The 15,242-nt window shown below is 35.4% G+C and carries 19 protein-coding genes and 2 pseudogenes; all 21 read right to left on the bottom strand.

The genetic code is table 11. The features are described from left to right. A complete protein-coding gene (locus tag U473_RS15125) occupies positions 1 to 312 on the bottom strand; it encodes a hypothetical protein (RefSeq protein ID WP_235589062.1) in 312 nt (103 codons plus the stop codon). After that, positions 313 to 1,035: a response regulator transcription factor gene (locus U473_RS04480; protein WP_068723783.1), complete on the bottom strand. Its 723-nt coding sequence runs from the start codon at positions 1,033 to 1,035 to the stop codon at positions 313 to 315. It abuts the gene before it with no gap. Between the two features lie 83 nt (positions 1,036 to 1,118). Beyond that, complete coding sequence (locus U473_RS04475) at positions 1,119 to 1,838, bottom strand: pseudouridine synthase (protein WP_068723781.1); 720 nt, start codon at positions 1,836 to 1,838, stop codon at positions 1,119 to 1,121. A gap of 57 nt (positions 1,839 to 1,895) precedes the next feature. Further along, positions 1,896 to 2,426: a spore maturation protein gene (locus U473_RS04470; protein WP_068723778.1), complete on the bottom strand. Its 531-nt coding sequence runs from the start codon at positions 2,424 to 2,426 to the stop codon at positions 1,896 to 1,898. Between the two features lie 14 nt (positions 2,427 to 2,440). Then, entirely contained in the window at positions 2,441 to 3,025 is a 585-nt protein-coding gene (locus U473_RS04465; protein ID WP_068723776.1) for a nucleoside recognition domain-containing protein, read from the bottom strand. 3 nt (positions 3,026 to 3,028) lie between these two features. Beyond that, positions 3,029 to 4,153 (bottom strand): D-alanyl-D-alanine carboxypeptidase family protein, encoded by a 1,125-nt coding sequence (locus tag U473_RS04460; RefSeq protein WP_068723773.1) that lies wholly within the window; start codon positions 4,151 to 4,153, stop codon positions 3,029 to 3,031. Positions 4,154 to 4,259: 106 nt separating this feature from the next. Beyond that, positions 4,260 to 4,703 (bottom strand): GerW family sporulation protein, encoded by a 444-nt coding sequence (ytfJ, locus tag U473_RS04455; RefSeq protein ID WP_068723770.1) that lies wholly within the window; start codon positions 4,701 to 4,703, stop codon positions 4,260 to 4,262. Then, entirely contained in the window at positions 4,673 to 5,344 is a 672-nt protein-coding gene (locus U473_RS04450; protein WP_068723768.1) for a DUF2953 domain-containing protein, read from the bottom strand. The genes ytfJ and U473_RS04450 overlap by 31 nt, the downstream gene beginning before the upstream one ends. An 84-nt stretch (positions 5,345 to 5,428) precedes the next feature. Next, positions 5,429 to 5,995 (bottom strand): SMC-Scp complex subunit ScpB, encoded by a 567-nt coding sequence (scpB, locus tag U473_RS04445; protein ID WP_068723765.1) that lies wholly within the window; start codon positions 5,993 to 5,995, stop codon positions 5,429 to 5,431. Beyond that, complete coding sequence (locus U473_RS04440; protein WP_068723763.1) at positions 5,976 to 6,752, bottom strand: segregation and condensation protein A; 777 nt, start codon at positions 6,750 to 6,752, stop codon at positions 5,976 to 5,978. Before U473_RS04440 ends, scpB begins: the two co-directional genes overlap by 20 nt. A 240-nt stretch (positions 6,753 to 6,992) precedes the next feature. Next, positions 6,993 to 8,317, bottom strand: a pseudogene (lysA, locus tag U473_RS04435) (diaminopimelate decarboxylase). A 129-nt stretch (positions 8,318 to 8,446) separates the two neighbouring features. Next, positions 8,447 to 10,009 (bottom strand): spore germination protein, encoded by a 1,563-nt coding sequence (locus U473_RS04430; RefSeq protein ID WP_235589061.1) that lies wholly within the window; start codon positions 10,007 to 10,009, stop codon positions 8,447 to 8,449. Next, positions 9,987 to 10,568 (bottom strand): stage V sporulation protein AE, encoded by a 582-nt coding sequence (locus U473_RS04425; protein WP_068723760.1) that lies wholly within the window; start codon positions 10,566 to 10,568, stop codon positions 9,987 to 9,989. The genes U473_RS04430 and U473_RS04425 overlap by 23 nt, the downstream gene beginning before the upstream one ends. Positions 10,569 to 10,582: 14 nt before the next feature. Further along, a complete protein-coding gene (spoVAE, locus tag U473_RS04420) occupies positions 10,583 to 10,936 on the bottom strand; it encodes a stage V sporulation protein AE (RefSeq protein ID WP_068723758.1) in 354 nt (117 codons plus the stop codon). Positions 10,937 to 10,938: 2 nt separating this feature from the next. Further along, the gene (spoVAD, locus tag U473_RS04415; protein ID WP_068723756.1) at positions 10,939 to 11,949 is read right to left on the bottom strand and encodes a stage V sporulation protein AD; all 1,011 of its coding nucleotides are present in this window, start codon (positions 11,947 to 11,949) and stop codon (positions 10,939 to 10,941) included. 13 nt (positions 11,950 to 11,962) lie between these two features. Continuing rightward, positions 11,963 to 12,436, bottom strand: a complete 474-nt coding sequence (gene spoVAC, locus U473_RS04410; protein WP_082732373.1) for a stage V sporulation protein AC — start codon at positions 12,434 to 12,436, stop codon at positions 11,963 to 11,965. A 17-nt stretch (positions 12,437 to 12,453) separates the two neighbouring features. Continuing rightward, positions 12,454 to 12,885 (bottom strand): stage V sporulation protein AB, encoded by a 432-nt coding sequence (locus tag U473_RS04405; protein ID WP_068723754.1) that lies wholly within the window; start codon positions 12,883 to 12,885, stop codon positions 12,454 to 12,456. Beyond that, a pseudogene (locus tag U473_RS04400) lies at positions 12,886 to 13,508 on the bottom strand (stage V sporulation protein AA). 95 nt (positions 13,509 to 13,603) lie between these two features. Next, positions 13,604 to 14,356, bottom strand: a complete 753-nt coding sequence (sigF, locus tag U473_RS04395) for an RNA polymerase sporulation sigma factor SigF (RefSeq protein WP_068723751.1) — start codon at positions 14,354 to 14,356, stop codon at positions 13,604 to 13,606. Between the two features lie 10 nt (positions 14,357 to 14,366). Further along, the gene (gene spoIIAB / locus U473_RS04390) at positions 14,367 to 14,804 is read right to left on the bottom strand and encodes an anti-sigma F factor (protein WP_068723749.1); all 438 of its coding nucleotides are present in this window, start codon (positions 14,802 to 14,804) and stop codon (positions 14,367 to 14,369) included. Next, complete coding sequence (gene spoIIAA, locus U473_RS04385) at positions 14,805 to 15,155, bottom strand: anti-sigma F factor antagonist (protein ID WP_068723747.1); 351 nt, start codon at positions 15,153 to 15,155, stop codon at positions 14,805 to 14,807. Positions 15,156 to 15,242: the final 87 nt, after the last annotated feature.

The raw sequence follows: 15,242 nt of genomic DNA, 5'->3' as shown, positions 1-15,242 counted from the left end.
CTATATCTTTAGCTGTAAGTCCATGTTGCAAAAGTTTTTTTGATCTAATGAATCCTTATCAAAAAGAGTCATCTTTGTGTTATTATAAGCTTCAATCAAATCTTTTGCCATGATTACTGCGTTTTGATTATCTGGATTTTCGGTTAAAATTGTAGATAACCTTGTTGCCAAGTTTGTGAGATTGGTCGATTGCCTTTCATAATAATAATAGTCAAAATATCGAATTAAAAATAAACTTAATAAGGACAAAATAATAGATACAAAGATAATAATTGTAATCCATAATTTTCCAACAACACTTCGAAATATCACCTATTTTTGCACCTCTAACTTATAACCTACTCCCCAAACAGTTCCTATCATCTTGGCAGCATTTACTGATACTTTATTTAGTTTTTCTCTTAAACGCTTTATATGTGTATCCACTGTTCTTAGGTCACCAAAAAACTCGTAATTCCAGACCTCTTTCAATAGTTCTTCACGACTAAATACTTTATCCGGCGAAGAAGCGAGGTAATGTAACAATTCATATTCTTTTGGTGTTAAGTTGATTTCAATTCCATTGGCAGTCACTCTATGAGCATCATGATCAATAACTAGATCATCAAATACAATCATATTAGATGTTTTTGTAGGACTAGTGGTTAAATAAGCTGTAGTGGAAGCTCTTTTTAAAACAGCCTTTACCCGATATACAACCTCTCTAGGGCTAAATGGCTTTACCACATAATCGTCTGCACCTACTTCAAAGCCATGAACACGATTGGATTCTTCTCCTTTAGCAGTTAACATGATAACCGGAGTTGATTTCTTTTCCCTTAATGATTGACAGACTTCAATTCCATCCATACCTGGTAGCATTAAATCGAGTAAAATTAAATCATAGTTTGCTTTTAATGCTTTTTCTAATGCAGTCGTACCATCCTCCGCTTCATCGATCTTAAATCCTTCTCTTTCAAGGTACATTTTTAATAATCTACGTATTCTTTCTTCATCATCAACGATTAAAACATGGTAATTTCTTTCCGAATTCATGGTTTCACCTCTTCATCATTTCGATGTTTATGTTTATTTTATCTGATTTTATTTTTTATTTCTATTGTGATATTCTTTAATTTTTAATGTAACTGTACCATTTTTTTTAGTTTGGAAATCTCTTCAGCTTCCAAAAGACGGTATTCTCCCACCTTTAACCCTTTCAACGTTAAAAATCCATACTGAATCCTTTTAAGTTGAAGTACAGGAAACTGAATATGTTGAAACATTCTTCTCACTTGTCGATTTTTCCCTTCATGAATTGTGATTCTTATAATTGATTCGTTTCTATGGTCTCTCAATTTAACCACTTCCGCTGGAGAGGTTAGCCCATCTTCTAATAAAATTCCTTTTCTGAGCTTGTCCAAATCCTCTTCCCTTGGTATTCCTTTTACCACCGCTTCATAGGTTTTGTTAAATTCATATCTCGGGTGCATTAAGCGATTCGCTAATTCTCCATCATTTGTTAAAAGCAATAAGCCTTCTGTGTCGTAATCTAATCTCCCGATTGGAAACACACGTAAGTTTACATCTATATAATCCATAACCGTTTCTCTGCCTTTAGGATCTTTCATACTTGTAATTACCTTTTTAGGCTTATAAAACAAAAGAACAATTTTTTCTTCAGGAATTTTTAATAGCTTACCATTTACTTTAATTTCATCTTCATCCAAGTTAACTTTTGTTCCTAATTCTGTAATAACTTTTCCATTTACTAAGACTTGTCCACTGGTAATTAATTGCTCTGCCTTTCTTCTAGAAGCAATTCCTGCTTTTGCAATAACTTTTTGTAATCTCTCCAACGACAACACCTCTTAAAAATTACTTTATCAAAGTTTTTTTCAACATCAAATAAATATTTAAAAATAATAAGACACAATCATTAAAGATGCAATCACTGCGATCAGATCCGCAAATAATCCAACCTTTAATGCATACCCAGCTTTTTTGATTCCTACAGCTCCAAAATAAACGGTAATAATATATAGAGTTGTATCAGAACTTCCTTGCATCGTAGAAGCTAATCTTCCAATAAATGAGTCGGGTCCATGGGTTGCAATGAGATCAGTTGTTATGGCCAATGCCCCTGTACCAGTAATTGGTCTCATCATGGCTAAAGGAAATACCTCTGTCGGAAAATGAAACATTGTTAGGAATGGATGGATAAAATCGATCACGAGTTGTAATGCACCAGATTCTCTAAAAACGGTAATTGCCACCATCATCCCAACTAAATGTGGCATGATATTTATCGCTGTTTGAAATCCATTCTTAGCTCCGTCAACAAATGTCTCAAAAACAGGTACCCGATTCCAAATGGCAAAAAGAAGAATGATACTGATAAGACCAGGAATAATCCATAATGATATTGTTGTAATCCATTGGGTCATTTTTTAACCTCTCCCTAAGATTTATATGTTTTTTTTCTATACCAACGATCTAAAAGAATGGCTGAAAGGGTAGAAAAAAGAGTAGCTAAGATTGTTGTTCCTACTATTTCTGTAGGATTTACTGAACCATAACTCATTCTAATGGCAATCACTTGTGTTGGAATAAGCGTAATACTTGAGGTGTTCAGAGCTAGAAGCGTGGCCATAGTAGGGGATGCTCTATCTGGGTAAGGATTTATTTTTTGCAATTCTTGCATGGCTTTAATACCCATGGGTGTGGCAGCATTTCCAAGTCCAAAAATATTTGCTGCAATGTTGGATAAAATATATCCAAGTGCCGGATTGTCTTTAGGTACATCGGGAAAAAGCCACCGAACAATTGGGCGAAGAAGTCGGCTTATTACTATTAATAAACCAGCTTCTTCGGCAATTTTCATGATTCCTAACCAAAAAACCAAAATACTAATCAAGCCAAAACTAATCGTTACACCAGTTTTGGCTCCTTCAAATATGGCATGATTAACGATTTCGATCTTTCCTTGAATTGCTGCTGTCACAATTCCAATCATAATAAACATTGCCCAAAGCCAATTAACCAATGATTATTCTCCTCTCCACCATCGATTAAAGACACTTAAGATATTTTCTTTCCAACTCTCTTTTTCTTTTCTTATTTTTACCGGAATACTCCCAATGTATTGATTATCTAAATAGAGTTGGATGTTGCCTACAATTTGCTCTGATACGAATGTATTTACATACTGAATATTTACCTTTTTTCGTAATCTTTGTTTCTCATCTTCTTTTAAAAGATAGAAGAAATCATGAGCCGTTTCTAAATGCACTACTTGGTTTTTATTTACTTTTACATATCCTGCATAGGTTCCTTTTGTAATTTCATAAGGGGAATAATTGTTAAATCCATATTCTAACATTTGCATCGAATCATTCCAGTCATCTGATGCGTTTAAGGTAATACTGGCCAATTGAAATCCATTTTTTGTTGCAGAAGAAGCCAAGCATCTTTTTGCAATTTTTGTATAACCTGTTTTTACACCATCTGCCCATTGATACATGTGTAATAGTTTGTTTTTATTGATCCACTGTCGATCCCACGACTCATCAGCCAAAGGAGCTGTTTTTACTTTTGTCCTAACTATTTTTTTAAAAGTTGAATTTTTAAGCGCATAAGCGGTAAGAATTGCCATATCTTTTGGTGTAGAATAATGTTCCTTATCATCTAATCCATGGGGATTCACAAAATGGGTATGATTCATTCCTAAGATCTTAGCCTTCTCATTCATTAAAAAAGCAAATCCTTCTACAGACCCTCCAATATGTTCTGCAATAGCTACAGCAGCATCATTTCCTGATCTTAGCATCAAGCCATATAACATATCTTCTAGGGTTAATTGTTCACCTCTTTTTAAGTAGATTGACGACCCTTCTGTTCCATAGGCATTATCGCTGGTTGTTACCATATCTTCTAGATTACCATTCTCAATAGCAACAATTGCAGTCATGATTTTCGTTAAACTTGCTATTCGCATTTTCTGATCGCCATTTTTTTCAAATAAAATCCGACCACTCTTTACATCAATTAATGCTGCTCCTTGCGCACTAATATGCAATGGCTGAATCTCTGTCATAGCAAAAACCTGAGAAGAATTTCCAAAGGTTAGAATAGAGACAACCATCCATATCGTGATTATTTTTCTGAAAATCATGTTTGTCCTCCTAACTTATCTGTACATATATATGCTTGGTTCTTATGAGTATGAAGAAATGAAAGAAAAAAGCGCAATCAAATGCGCTTTTTATCTTAGAGCTTTTCTACATGATGGGTTGAGTATTCTCGTTATTTTGCTGATTCGTATTTTTTTTCAACGCATTTTGTAATTTATCCATCACCTGAGGAGCTAAATCAATGATCCGCTCATAAATATGTGTTTGTGAATCAAGTGGAAGTAATTGTACACCTGATGTTTTGCTTACAACAAGGAAAGCTACTGGGGTAATGGATATACCACCACCACTTCCGCCACCAAACGGTATTTCATTCAAGTTTGATTGGTCAGACGTAGTTTTTCCTTCTACATCGAAGTTAAATTGACTACCGCCGGCAGCAAACCCAAAACCAACTTTCGATATTGGAAGAATTACACTTCCGTCTGGTGTTTCAACAGGTTCACCAACAATCGTATTAACATCTACCATCTCTTTAAGGTTTTCCATTGCTGTTTTCATCAAGCCCTGAATGGGATGTTCTCCAGCCATCTTTTCCCGCCCCCTTTTAAAAACTTCAAGATGATACGTATTCCTGTTAATATAACATGCCCTAGTCGAAAACTTATTATGCATTCAAAATTGGTTCTGAATACCCTTTGTTGAAAATTAGGTTCTACTACTAGTATGGGGTCTTTCGTTAAAATGATATACTTAGAAATAATTCCTAAAATTGATCCTTTTATACTCCAAACCACCCCTGTTAATAATCCAGTTTCCATTGCTTCTCCAGTTCCTACTTGTGATTGCCAATAAAGTTTGTCTATGTGAACATGGGAAAGAAATCTTTTCATTACTTCATAAAAATCCGTGACATGTTTTAAAAACCTATGATACTGTTTATTCCAATGAGTTACCTTTTCTGGTGTTAAACGATCTTTTTTTGGCTCTAATTCACTAACCATGCTTACTTTTGTCTCTGTCTTAAATTTTGTCCCCTCGTGAATCGATTCTATAGCAATCATTGGAATCATTTTACGAAGATGAAATAGTTGGTACAGAAACCAAAAATCAATAATCACTTCATCATTCTTCCCTTGTTTATGAACTTGAATCTGAATTTTAATTGGTGAAAAAATGATAATCATTAATATTAGTAAAAGGAAAAATAAGACATACCAAGTCCAATGCATTTTCATCACTCCACTCACTAATTGGTAGTATTCTCCATATACAAGTTTTCAATACAACAAAAAAGAGCCTTTAAAGTAAGGCTCTTATTCCTCTTGATATTTAAATGAAAATAAATCTTCTTCTTCATTCAATTCTTGAGTTTCTTTTGGTGGAGGTAATTGTTCTAAATTCTTTAAACCAAAATATTCTAGAAATTCTATCGTCGTCCCATAAAGAATTGGCCTACCAATTCCTTCTACCCTGCCAACTTCTTTTATTAATCCTTTGCTATTTAAAGTATTAATCGCTTTTTCAGATTTAACACCTCTAATTTCTTCAACTTCCGCCCTAGTTATTGGCTGCTTATATGCGATGATAGCTAATGTTTCTAAGGCGGCTTGGGACAATGTAGAATGGGTTGGAGAAGAAGCTAAACGTTCAAAATAAATAGCATGATCTGGCAGTGTTGTTAATAAGTATGCATTGGCAATTTGTACAATTTGTAGTCCTCTATGTTCCCTTTTATAATCCCCTTGCATATCGTGGATCAGATCTTCAATCGTTTCCTGATCAATCTCAATAATAGAAGCTAATTGTTTTGCTTCTATTCCTTCATCGCCAGCCACAAAGATCAATCCCTCAATGATCGATTTAATATGATTGTAATCCAAATTCTGTTCCCCCTTTGTCTGAAGAATAGTGAATTACAATATCGTCAAATGTTTTGTTTTGAATACAATAGATTCGTTTTTGCTTCATCAGTTCTAAGATACTTAGAAATGTAATGACAATGTCAGTTCGTGTAGCTTGAGATGTTATTAACTCTGAAAAGTACAATATACCTTGGGTCTTTAACAAATTTATCACTTGTATCATTTTATCTTTTACCGATATTTCTTCTCGCTCTACCTTTGTTAAAGGCTCACGATAGGAATACTTTATTAAAGCCTTTTCGAAAGCGTGCACTAAATGGTAAAGACTAATTCCCTCAACAGGGTTTTCTTTTTCTTGAACAAGATACGGAGTTAAATTATATGGTGGTCTAGTAAAAATTTGATTTCTGGCAATCTCTTTTTCCCTTAACACCCCAGCTAATTGTTTATATTTTTTATACTCTAATAATCTATGTATTAATTCCTCTCTTGGATCTACTTCATCAATGTCCATCTCTAATAGTTGCTGTAAAGAAGGATCTGTTCGAGTTGGTAATAACATTTTACTTTTAATTGACAATAGGGTAGCAGCCATGACAAGGAACTCACTCGTTATATCCAACTTTAAAGTTTGCATGGTATGAATATACTGCAAATATTGATCCGTAATTTTTGCAATAGGAATATCATAAATATCCATTTCTTCTTTATCGATTAAATGAAGTAATAAATCGAGAGGTCCCTCAAAAACATCTAATTTAATTTGATATGTCATCATGTTCTCCTGCCTATAATACCAACTTTACTGGTGAAATTATAACATATCCCTCATCTATCAACAAATAAAATAAGTTTGTATATTACAATGCGCTCCGTTGTCCGTGTATTTCTTTGAATAAAAAATAAGGTAAAGAAATACACTCTCAAAGGTCGCTGCTTATGGAATATACAAACCCAAATAATAAGGGGAAATATTAAATTTAAAAGAAAGTTATGCTTACTATTTAAATAAAAGCTATGATCTAGTTTTTGCTAAAAAGCGTTCTGGCACTTGATCAAATTGAACAAGGTCTTCATAGGTCTCTCTTTTTACGATTAACTCAGCTTCTCCATTATTCACTAAAACCATTGCAGGTCTTGGAATTCGATTATAATTACTTGCCATGGAATAATTATATGCTCCAGTAGAGAATACGGCCAAAATATCCCCTGTTTGCGGTTTATTAAGCTTGATATCCCAAATTAACATATCACCACTTTCGCATGCTTTTCCGGCGATTGATACTGTCTCTAAACCATCAGAAATCATTCGATTGGCAATAGCTGCTTCATATCTTGCTTGATATAAAGCTGGTCTTGGGTTATCCATCATGCCTCCATTGACCGCAATGTATTTTCTTACATTTGGAATTTCTTTACTAGAACCAATGGTATACAAAGTTGTTCCTGCTTCACCAATAATGCTTCTTCCTGGTTCAATCCATATCTCTGGAATCGGTAAGCTTCTTTTAGAAAAATGTTCTTTCACTGCTTTTACAAGGGAGGTTACATATTGATGAATTGAAAGAGGCCGATCTTCATCAATGTAACGAATCCCAAATCCACCACCAGTATTTAAAATGGGAAGTGATGTATTTAATTCACTGTGAATCCTTTCATAAAAGTCAGCCATTCGCTCAATCGCTTTTTCAAAACCAGTCATCTCGAAGATTTGAGAGCCAATATGAAAATGAAACCCTAATAATTGAATCCACTTGGATTGATAAACCAATTTTGCAGCAGACAAAGCTTGTTCCCCTATGTTAAAACCAAACTTTGAATCTTCTTGTCCTGTTTGAATATACTCATGAGTATGCGCTTCTATTCCAGGAGTAACCCGTATTAAGGCTTTTACCTTTTTTTGTTTATTTTCTGCTAAATGTTCAATTAGCTCTATTTCATGTAAATTATCAATCACGAAGGTACCAATATTTACATCAATTGCCATTTCAATCTCTTCATAGCTCTTATTATTGCCATGAAAATGAATTCTTTCTACAGGAAACCCAGCTTTGATCGCTGTGTATAATTCACCACCAGAAACCACATCTAGAGATAATCCCTCTTCTCTAGCAATATGACACAAAGCCGTGGTACATAGAGCCTTGCTTGCATAAGCAACTTGAAATGGAACCTCCATCTGCTTAAATGCATTAACAAATTCCCCCATTTTTTTCTAATTTCCCATTCATCCAATACATATAGTGGTGTTCCAAATCGTTCAACTAAATGGACGGTATCCACACCGCCAATTTCAAGATGGTTATTTTCGTTTATTTTGCTAGAACCTGGTAAATACATGTTTCTCCTCCTTTTTTAATTAGACAGGAAGGACTAATTTAAAAACCTCTACCTTCGACTTTATTATGTTAGACTATTAAATTATATGTGAATATAACATAAAGAGTTATGTTTTGCAATAAGCCAAAATCATTGCCTATTTTCATTCTGTGGATGGACGATACTTGGCCGTTTATTTGCAAGCGGAATAGGTTCTCTTAAAAGAATTGCCATCAATGCTTTAAAATTGAAAGGAATAAATGGCCACAAATAGGGGGTATTCAAGGAATGAGTCGTTGCAAGTAAAACAATCCATAACATCGTTCCGATAACAAAACCAGGAATCTTAAAAATGAATGTAGCAAAAATAAGAAACAATCTAGCTAATTTATTACCTAAGCTTAGCTCGTAACTTGGTGTAGCATACATACCAATTGCACCTATCGACAAGTATAGAATCACTTCAGGAACAACCCAACCTACCTTAATAGCAATATCCCCAATCAAAACTGCTGCTATTAATCCCATTGCAGTAGCTAATGGGGTTGGTGTATGAACAGCTGCCATCCTCATCAGATCTAATCCTAATTCAGCAAATATAATTTGTAAATAGATGGGGATGTTGCTTGTTTCCTTGGGACCAATAAAATCGATAGCTTTAGGAAGTATTTCCGGCTCTTGGACATAGATTAACCATATTGGTAATAAAAACAAAGAGGAAAAGACTCCGAAAAAGCGTATCCATCTCAAAAAGGTGCCTACCATTGGTGTATGTCGGTATTCTTCTGCGTGTTGAACATGATGAAAAAACGTGGTAGGCATGATTATCACACTTGGTGAAGTATCAACATAAAGAATAACATGTCCTTCTAATAAGTGTGCAGCTGCCACATCTGGCCTCTCCGTGTAACGTACTAAGGGATAAGGATTCCATGATCGACCAATGATAAACTCTTCTAGTGACTTTTCTGCCATCGGAAGTCCATCAATTTTTATCTCTTCTAACTTCTGTTTAATTAGCTTAATTAACCCTGGGTCTGTAACATCTTTAAGATAGGCAATACAAATATCGGTTTTTGAACGTTCACCTAATTGGCTAATTTCCATTCTTAAACGTTCATCCCGGATTCGTCTTCTAGTTAAAGCCGTATTCAAAAGCAAAGTTTCAGTGAAACCATCCCTTGCTCCACGAACTACTCTCTCAATATCTGGCTCTTCCGGATTTCTGCCAGGATATTTCCTTGCATCTATCACAAGGGCTTCCTCCTGATCATCAATAAACATCACTAATTGTCCAGAAAGAATGTTATCCATCGCTTCATTGATTGTCTTCAGTTTTTTTACCTGTATGTGAGACACATATCGTTCAAGAAGGTGTTCTAGGATATTGGGTACTATCTCTTCTCTTTTTAAGTCAGCTAATTCTTTTAATATCTGGGTCATGATATCAGAATCAGCAAAGCCATTTACGAAGAAGAGAGCAAAATCTTTTCCTGCAAAATTCATCTCCCTACAGACCATATCAAAGCTTTCGCCTACTCCCAATCTCTCTTCTAATATCTTTTTGTTTTTACTTAATTCTTTAGAAATCTTTAGCGTTTGATTTAGTTTCTCTTCCACTGTGTTGATTTTTGTTGTTGATTTGTTTTCAGCTTCTGTTGCTTTTTTTTCATTGGTTTTTGACTGATATTTAAGTTTCATGTTTTTCTTCATGTTGCTCACTCCATTCCAAAATGGTTTGGATCGCTTTTAATGTAATCGGAGAACCGTGTTTAATATGATCTCTCCCTCTCATTTTTCCAATGTCTCCAATTCCCACAATAACAGGCATATCTAGTTTGTCTAAGATATCCACTGTATCTCCGTATACACGAAGTGGTCCACCAACAGGGTCTCCATCTTTATTTACCCCACTTTCTACTCTTTTCCCATTGCGATCGATTGAAAAATCAATGGTTGTTCCCTCAACAAATTTAGTATTAGATGCTACAGCGATGGCCCCTAGCACCTCAATGTCGGGATGTTTGGTGATAAATTCAATCGCTCTTTCCCCTTCACCTTTATACCCACGCCCATTGTCATCAAACATAACCAAAACTGGATCATTGGGAGTGCTCTTGATCATTTCAACTAATTCATTGCCATTGTATGGTGTTGGATTCCCTGCAGAACGTGAAATACATCGGCCACCGATTATCTTCGCAACTTCTTCTATTACTTGTCTGGCAACGTCATCCCCATCTGTAATAACAATTACCTTTCTTTTTTTCATCATTGATCACCAAATTACCCTTTAGGTTTAAATATAATTGCTACCAGAAAACCGAAGACGATAGCTGAAGAAATACCGGCACTAGTTACTTCAAAAATTCCAGTAATAATCCCGACCAATCCGTGTTGTTCTGCTTCTGCTAATGCACCATGAACGAGCGCATTACCAAAGCTTGTGATAGGAACTGTTGCACCTGCCCCTGCAAACTCGATCAAAGGCTCATATAATCCAAGACCATCTAAAACAGCCCCAGACACCACTAATGTTGTCATCACATGTGCAGGAGTCATTTTTGTTAAATCCATGAGTAATTGGCCAATTAAGCTAATTAAGCCCCCAACTAAAAACGCAGACCAATAAGTTCCCATTACTATTCCTCCTCATTCTCTATTGCAACTGCATGGGCAATACATGGAATGGATTCCCCTTGTTGATAGGTCACAGGGCTCAGTAACGCTCCCGTTGCTACAACAAGAACTTTATTTAAAGTTTTTTTATGTAACTCTTTCATAATATGACCATATGTTACAGAGGCACTACTTGCACAACCACTTCCCCCTGCAAAAACTTCTTGGTCTGAGTAATAAATCATTAAGCCACAATCATTATAAACAGATGATAAATCAAAACCCCGCTCAAGCAACATTTTTTTTGCTAATGGATAGCCTACTCCAGCAAGGTCACCTGTAACAATTAGATCATAATCTTCAGGACGTCTACCTGTATCAATAAAATGTTGTTCAATGGTGTCAACTGCAGCAGGCGCCATAGCTGAACCCATATCAAATGGATCTTTAAGTCCCATATCAATAATTTTACCAATTGTCGCATACCGGACTTTAGGTCCAATCAGTCCCTTTCCTACTACTGCTACACCTGCACCGGTTACGGTCCATTGTGCATAAGGAGGTTTTTGTCCTCCATATTCTGTAGGGTAACGGTATTGCCTTTCAGCCGTTGCATTATGACTACTACAACCAGAAACAACATAGTTCGCATAACCGCCTTCAACAAGAGAAGCCGCTAAAGCCAATGATTCCATCGAGGTTGAACAAGCTCCATATACACCTAAATAAGGAATTTGAGCATAACGAGCAGTAAAAGAAGCGGAAATGATTTGGGTTAATAAATCCCCTGCGATCAAAAGATCAATCTGGTCTTTTTTTAATCCAGCTTTTTGAACCGCCAGATCAAGTGCCTCTTCAAATAATTTGCGTTCAGCTTTTTCCCATGTATCTTGACCTATATGTAAATCATCATGAATAATATCAAAATCCTTTGCTAAAGGACCCCGACCCTCTTTTGGTCCTACAGAAACAGCACTTGCTAGTATTCTAACCTTTGAAAATTCCCATGTACTTCTTCCTAGTTGATGACTCAAATGTTTTACCTCCTTAGATCAAGCGAATTAAGGTTTTAACCAATCCAACGAAGAAAGCGGCTACCACACCATAAACAATAACGGAACCAGCTAGTTTAAACATATTTCCACCTATACCAAGTACCAAACCTTCTGCACGATGTTCTAAAGCTGCTGAAGCAATGGAGTTAGCAAAACCAGTTACCGGAACAGCTGATCCTGCACCAGCAAATTGTCCAATTTTATCGTAAATTCCAAGGCCTGTTAGAAGAGCTGATATAAAGACCAAAGTTGCTACTGTTGGATTCCCTACCTGATCTTTTGAAAATCCTAAATGAAGGTATATATTTTGAAAGGCTTGACCCAACAGACTTATCAGTCCACCGATCACAAAAGCTTTGACACTATTGATTAAAACAGGAGGCTTTGGTCTCATTTGCATGGTCATTTGTTGATATTTTCTTTTTTCTTCATTTTGTTTTCTTTTTTTACCAGTAGATTGACTCATATACATCACCCTTTAAATCATGAATTCGGCACATAGATTAACCAATGGATCAATGATCCTGCAATTTTTCCAAATACCATTGCCATTAAAAGAAATAATATAGCATTCGCCATATTCACACGTTTTGCCAAAATGGGCAAAACATTAAGTACTTCTGTGAGTGCACCAGCAAGCATTCCAACGAATATTCCGGAAAAGGCTCCAAAAATAAAGATTAAGATTTTAGGTAAATGAAAGATTATTTCCCTTAAATCAATCCAAGTAAAAATGACAGCACCACTTACCAATGCTCTTTCAAACCATTTCATATATCTAAACCCTTTTATGAGTTGAGTTAACCTCGGAATAATATCTAGAACAGTGACAAAAGCGACTAGCCCACTACCTACAGCTAACCCTCCAGCTAAGCCAATTAATACCACCAATGAATATTGAAAAAGTAGAAGCATTTAATCCTTCTTCCTATTTTCTTTGTTTTCATTTAATACAACGTAATCGTCCAAATTTTTTTGATATAAAAACATCTCTACTTCCAATGGGCTAGGCTCTTCGTTTATTTTTTCTTGAAAATATGATTAAAAAATAGGATCATCCCAAATCCTAAACCGAAGGAATAAGGGATTTGTAAAAGTAAAGGTTTTTTATTCTCGATCCCTGTAATCAAATAGTAAATACGCTGGTGTACCTCTTGCATACTGACATCATGATGGAAATTCATGATTGCAAGGCCTGATCCAATAAATAGTAATGTCCAAACAAATGCAATTAACCATATACTTGGCTGCTTCTTCATTTCAGCCGTTACGATTTCAATGATAATTTCTGGAGAACCGATACTCCTAATGTCTAAATTAGGGAATTCTTCCTTGATTTTTTTTATCACATGAATGAGATCCAAAACTACTAAGTGTTGGTCTTCAGCAGTGATCTGGTACAAGGATAACCCTTTTATTGCTGATTCATATTGTTTAGGAGCAATAATTTGTGCAATTTCTGATAAAAATATTTGTGCATTCGGTTTTGCAAAATGTCGGTTGCGCAAACGTAGGTAGACTATATTTCTGTCACTCATTTACTTTTCCCCCTTTAATGATAAAGAGTGTCTTTCTTATTATGAGTTATCCCGTTGAAAGCCATGCAATGAAAAAGAAAAAAGACCAAAATGGATTAACCTAATTGGTCTTTTATCATCGAAAGTATTTTCTTTTCCAATCTTGATACTTGAACTTGAGATATTCCTAAGCGTTCAGCAACTTCAGATTGGGTTTGATCTTTATAATACCTAAGATAAACAATTAATCGTTCTCTTTCATTTAGAGATCGTATGGCTTCTTGTAATGCTAATTTTTCGAACCACTTGTCTTGTGAATCGTCAGAAATTTGATCCATCAGTGTAATCGGATCCCCATCATTTTCAAATACAGTTTCATGGATCGAGGATGGAGCTCTATTGGCTTCTTGAGCAAAAACAACATCCTCGGGTGAAATATGAAGATGATCAGCAATTTCTTTAATGGTCGGTAATCTACCTAATTGCTTAGATAATTCATCTTTCGCTTTTCTGACCTTGTTAGCAGTCTCTTTTAGAGACCTACTCACTTTAACTGTCCCATCATCTCTTATAAAACGCTGTATTTCTCCAATAATCATGGGTACTGCATAGGTTGAAAACTTCACATCAAACGACAAATCAAATTTATCTACTGCTTTTAATAACCCAATCGCTCCTATTTGAAATAAATCATCCGCCTCATAACCTCTATTTAAAAATCTTTGAACAACAGACCAGATAAGCCGAATATTACTATTTACGATGAGTTCTTTCGCTTTATCGTCACCATTTTGACTTTGAATTATTAATTCTTTAATTTCTGCATCGTCCAGATAAGAGTGGTGGCTATTCTTAATATCAATTTCCATATGACCACCCCTAACTTATAATACGATTCAGTGCAAGCTCTTTTCTTAAAATCACTTTGGTTCCTTTTCCTACTTCAGATTGAACCTTCATTTCATCCATAAAATTCTCCATGATCGTAAAGCCCATTCCAGATCTTTCTAACTCCGGTTTTGTCGTAAAAAGTGGTTGTATTGCTTCCTGAACATCTTCAATTCCTTTTCCTTGATCTTCAATTGTGATTTCCACGATTGAATCTTTAAGGAGTACGGTTATTTCTACCATCCCATTAGGTTCTTGATCATATCCATGAATGATCGCATTAGTTACTGCTTCTGAAACAACCGTTTTAATATCATTTAAATCATCTAACGTTGGATCGATTTGAGAAATAAACGCTGCTACAGCAACCCGGGCAAAAGATTCATTTTCTGACTTGGAGGCAAATTGTAATCGCATAAAATTCTCCAATTACGCCACCTCCAATGATTTAATGGCTTCAGATTCGTTGTCATAAACAGGTAAGATCTTAAACATACCAGAAAGTTCGAAGATCTTATAAACATTCGCTTGAAGACAACAGATGGACATTTTCCCATTTTGTTGAACAACTCTCTTATAGCGCCCAAGCATCATTCCTAGTCCAGAACTGTCCATAAATGATAATTGTTCTAGGTTGAAGATAAGGTTTTTCACAATCCCCTTGTCCAATTCCGCCTCGATTTTTTCACGAACCATTTCTGAAGTATGGTGATCTAATTCACCATCTAATCTTACAATTAAAGTACTTCTTTCTACTTCCATTTCTAAATGTAAGCTCATTCTTTATCCTCCTTCTTCCATTCATGCCAAACTAATTCTCCTTCTCTTTTTCCTTTTCCTGCTAGTCGACAAAAGAACAAAAAAATC

The sequence above is a fragment of the Tepidibacillus decaturensis genome, from assembly GCF_001561915.1.
Taxonomy (GTDB): Bacteria; Bacillota; Bacilli; order Tepidibacillales; family Tepidibacillaceae; genus Tepidibacillus_B; species Tepidibacillus_B infernus.
Note: the sequence above shows the minus strand (reverse complement) of the source record. Positions and strands in the feature narration are given on the sequence as shown.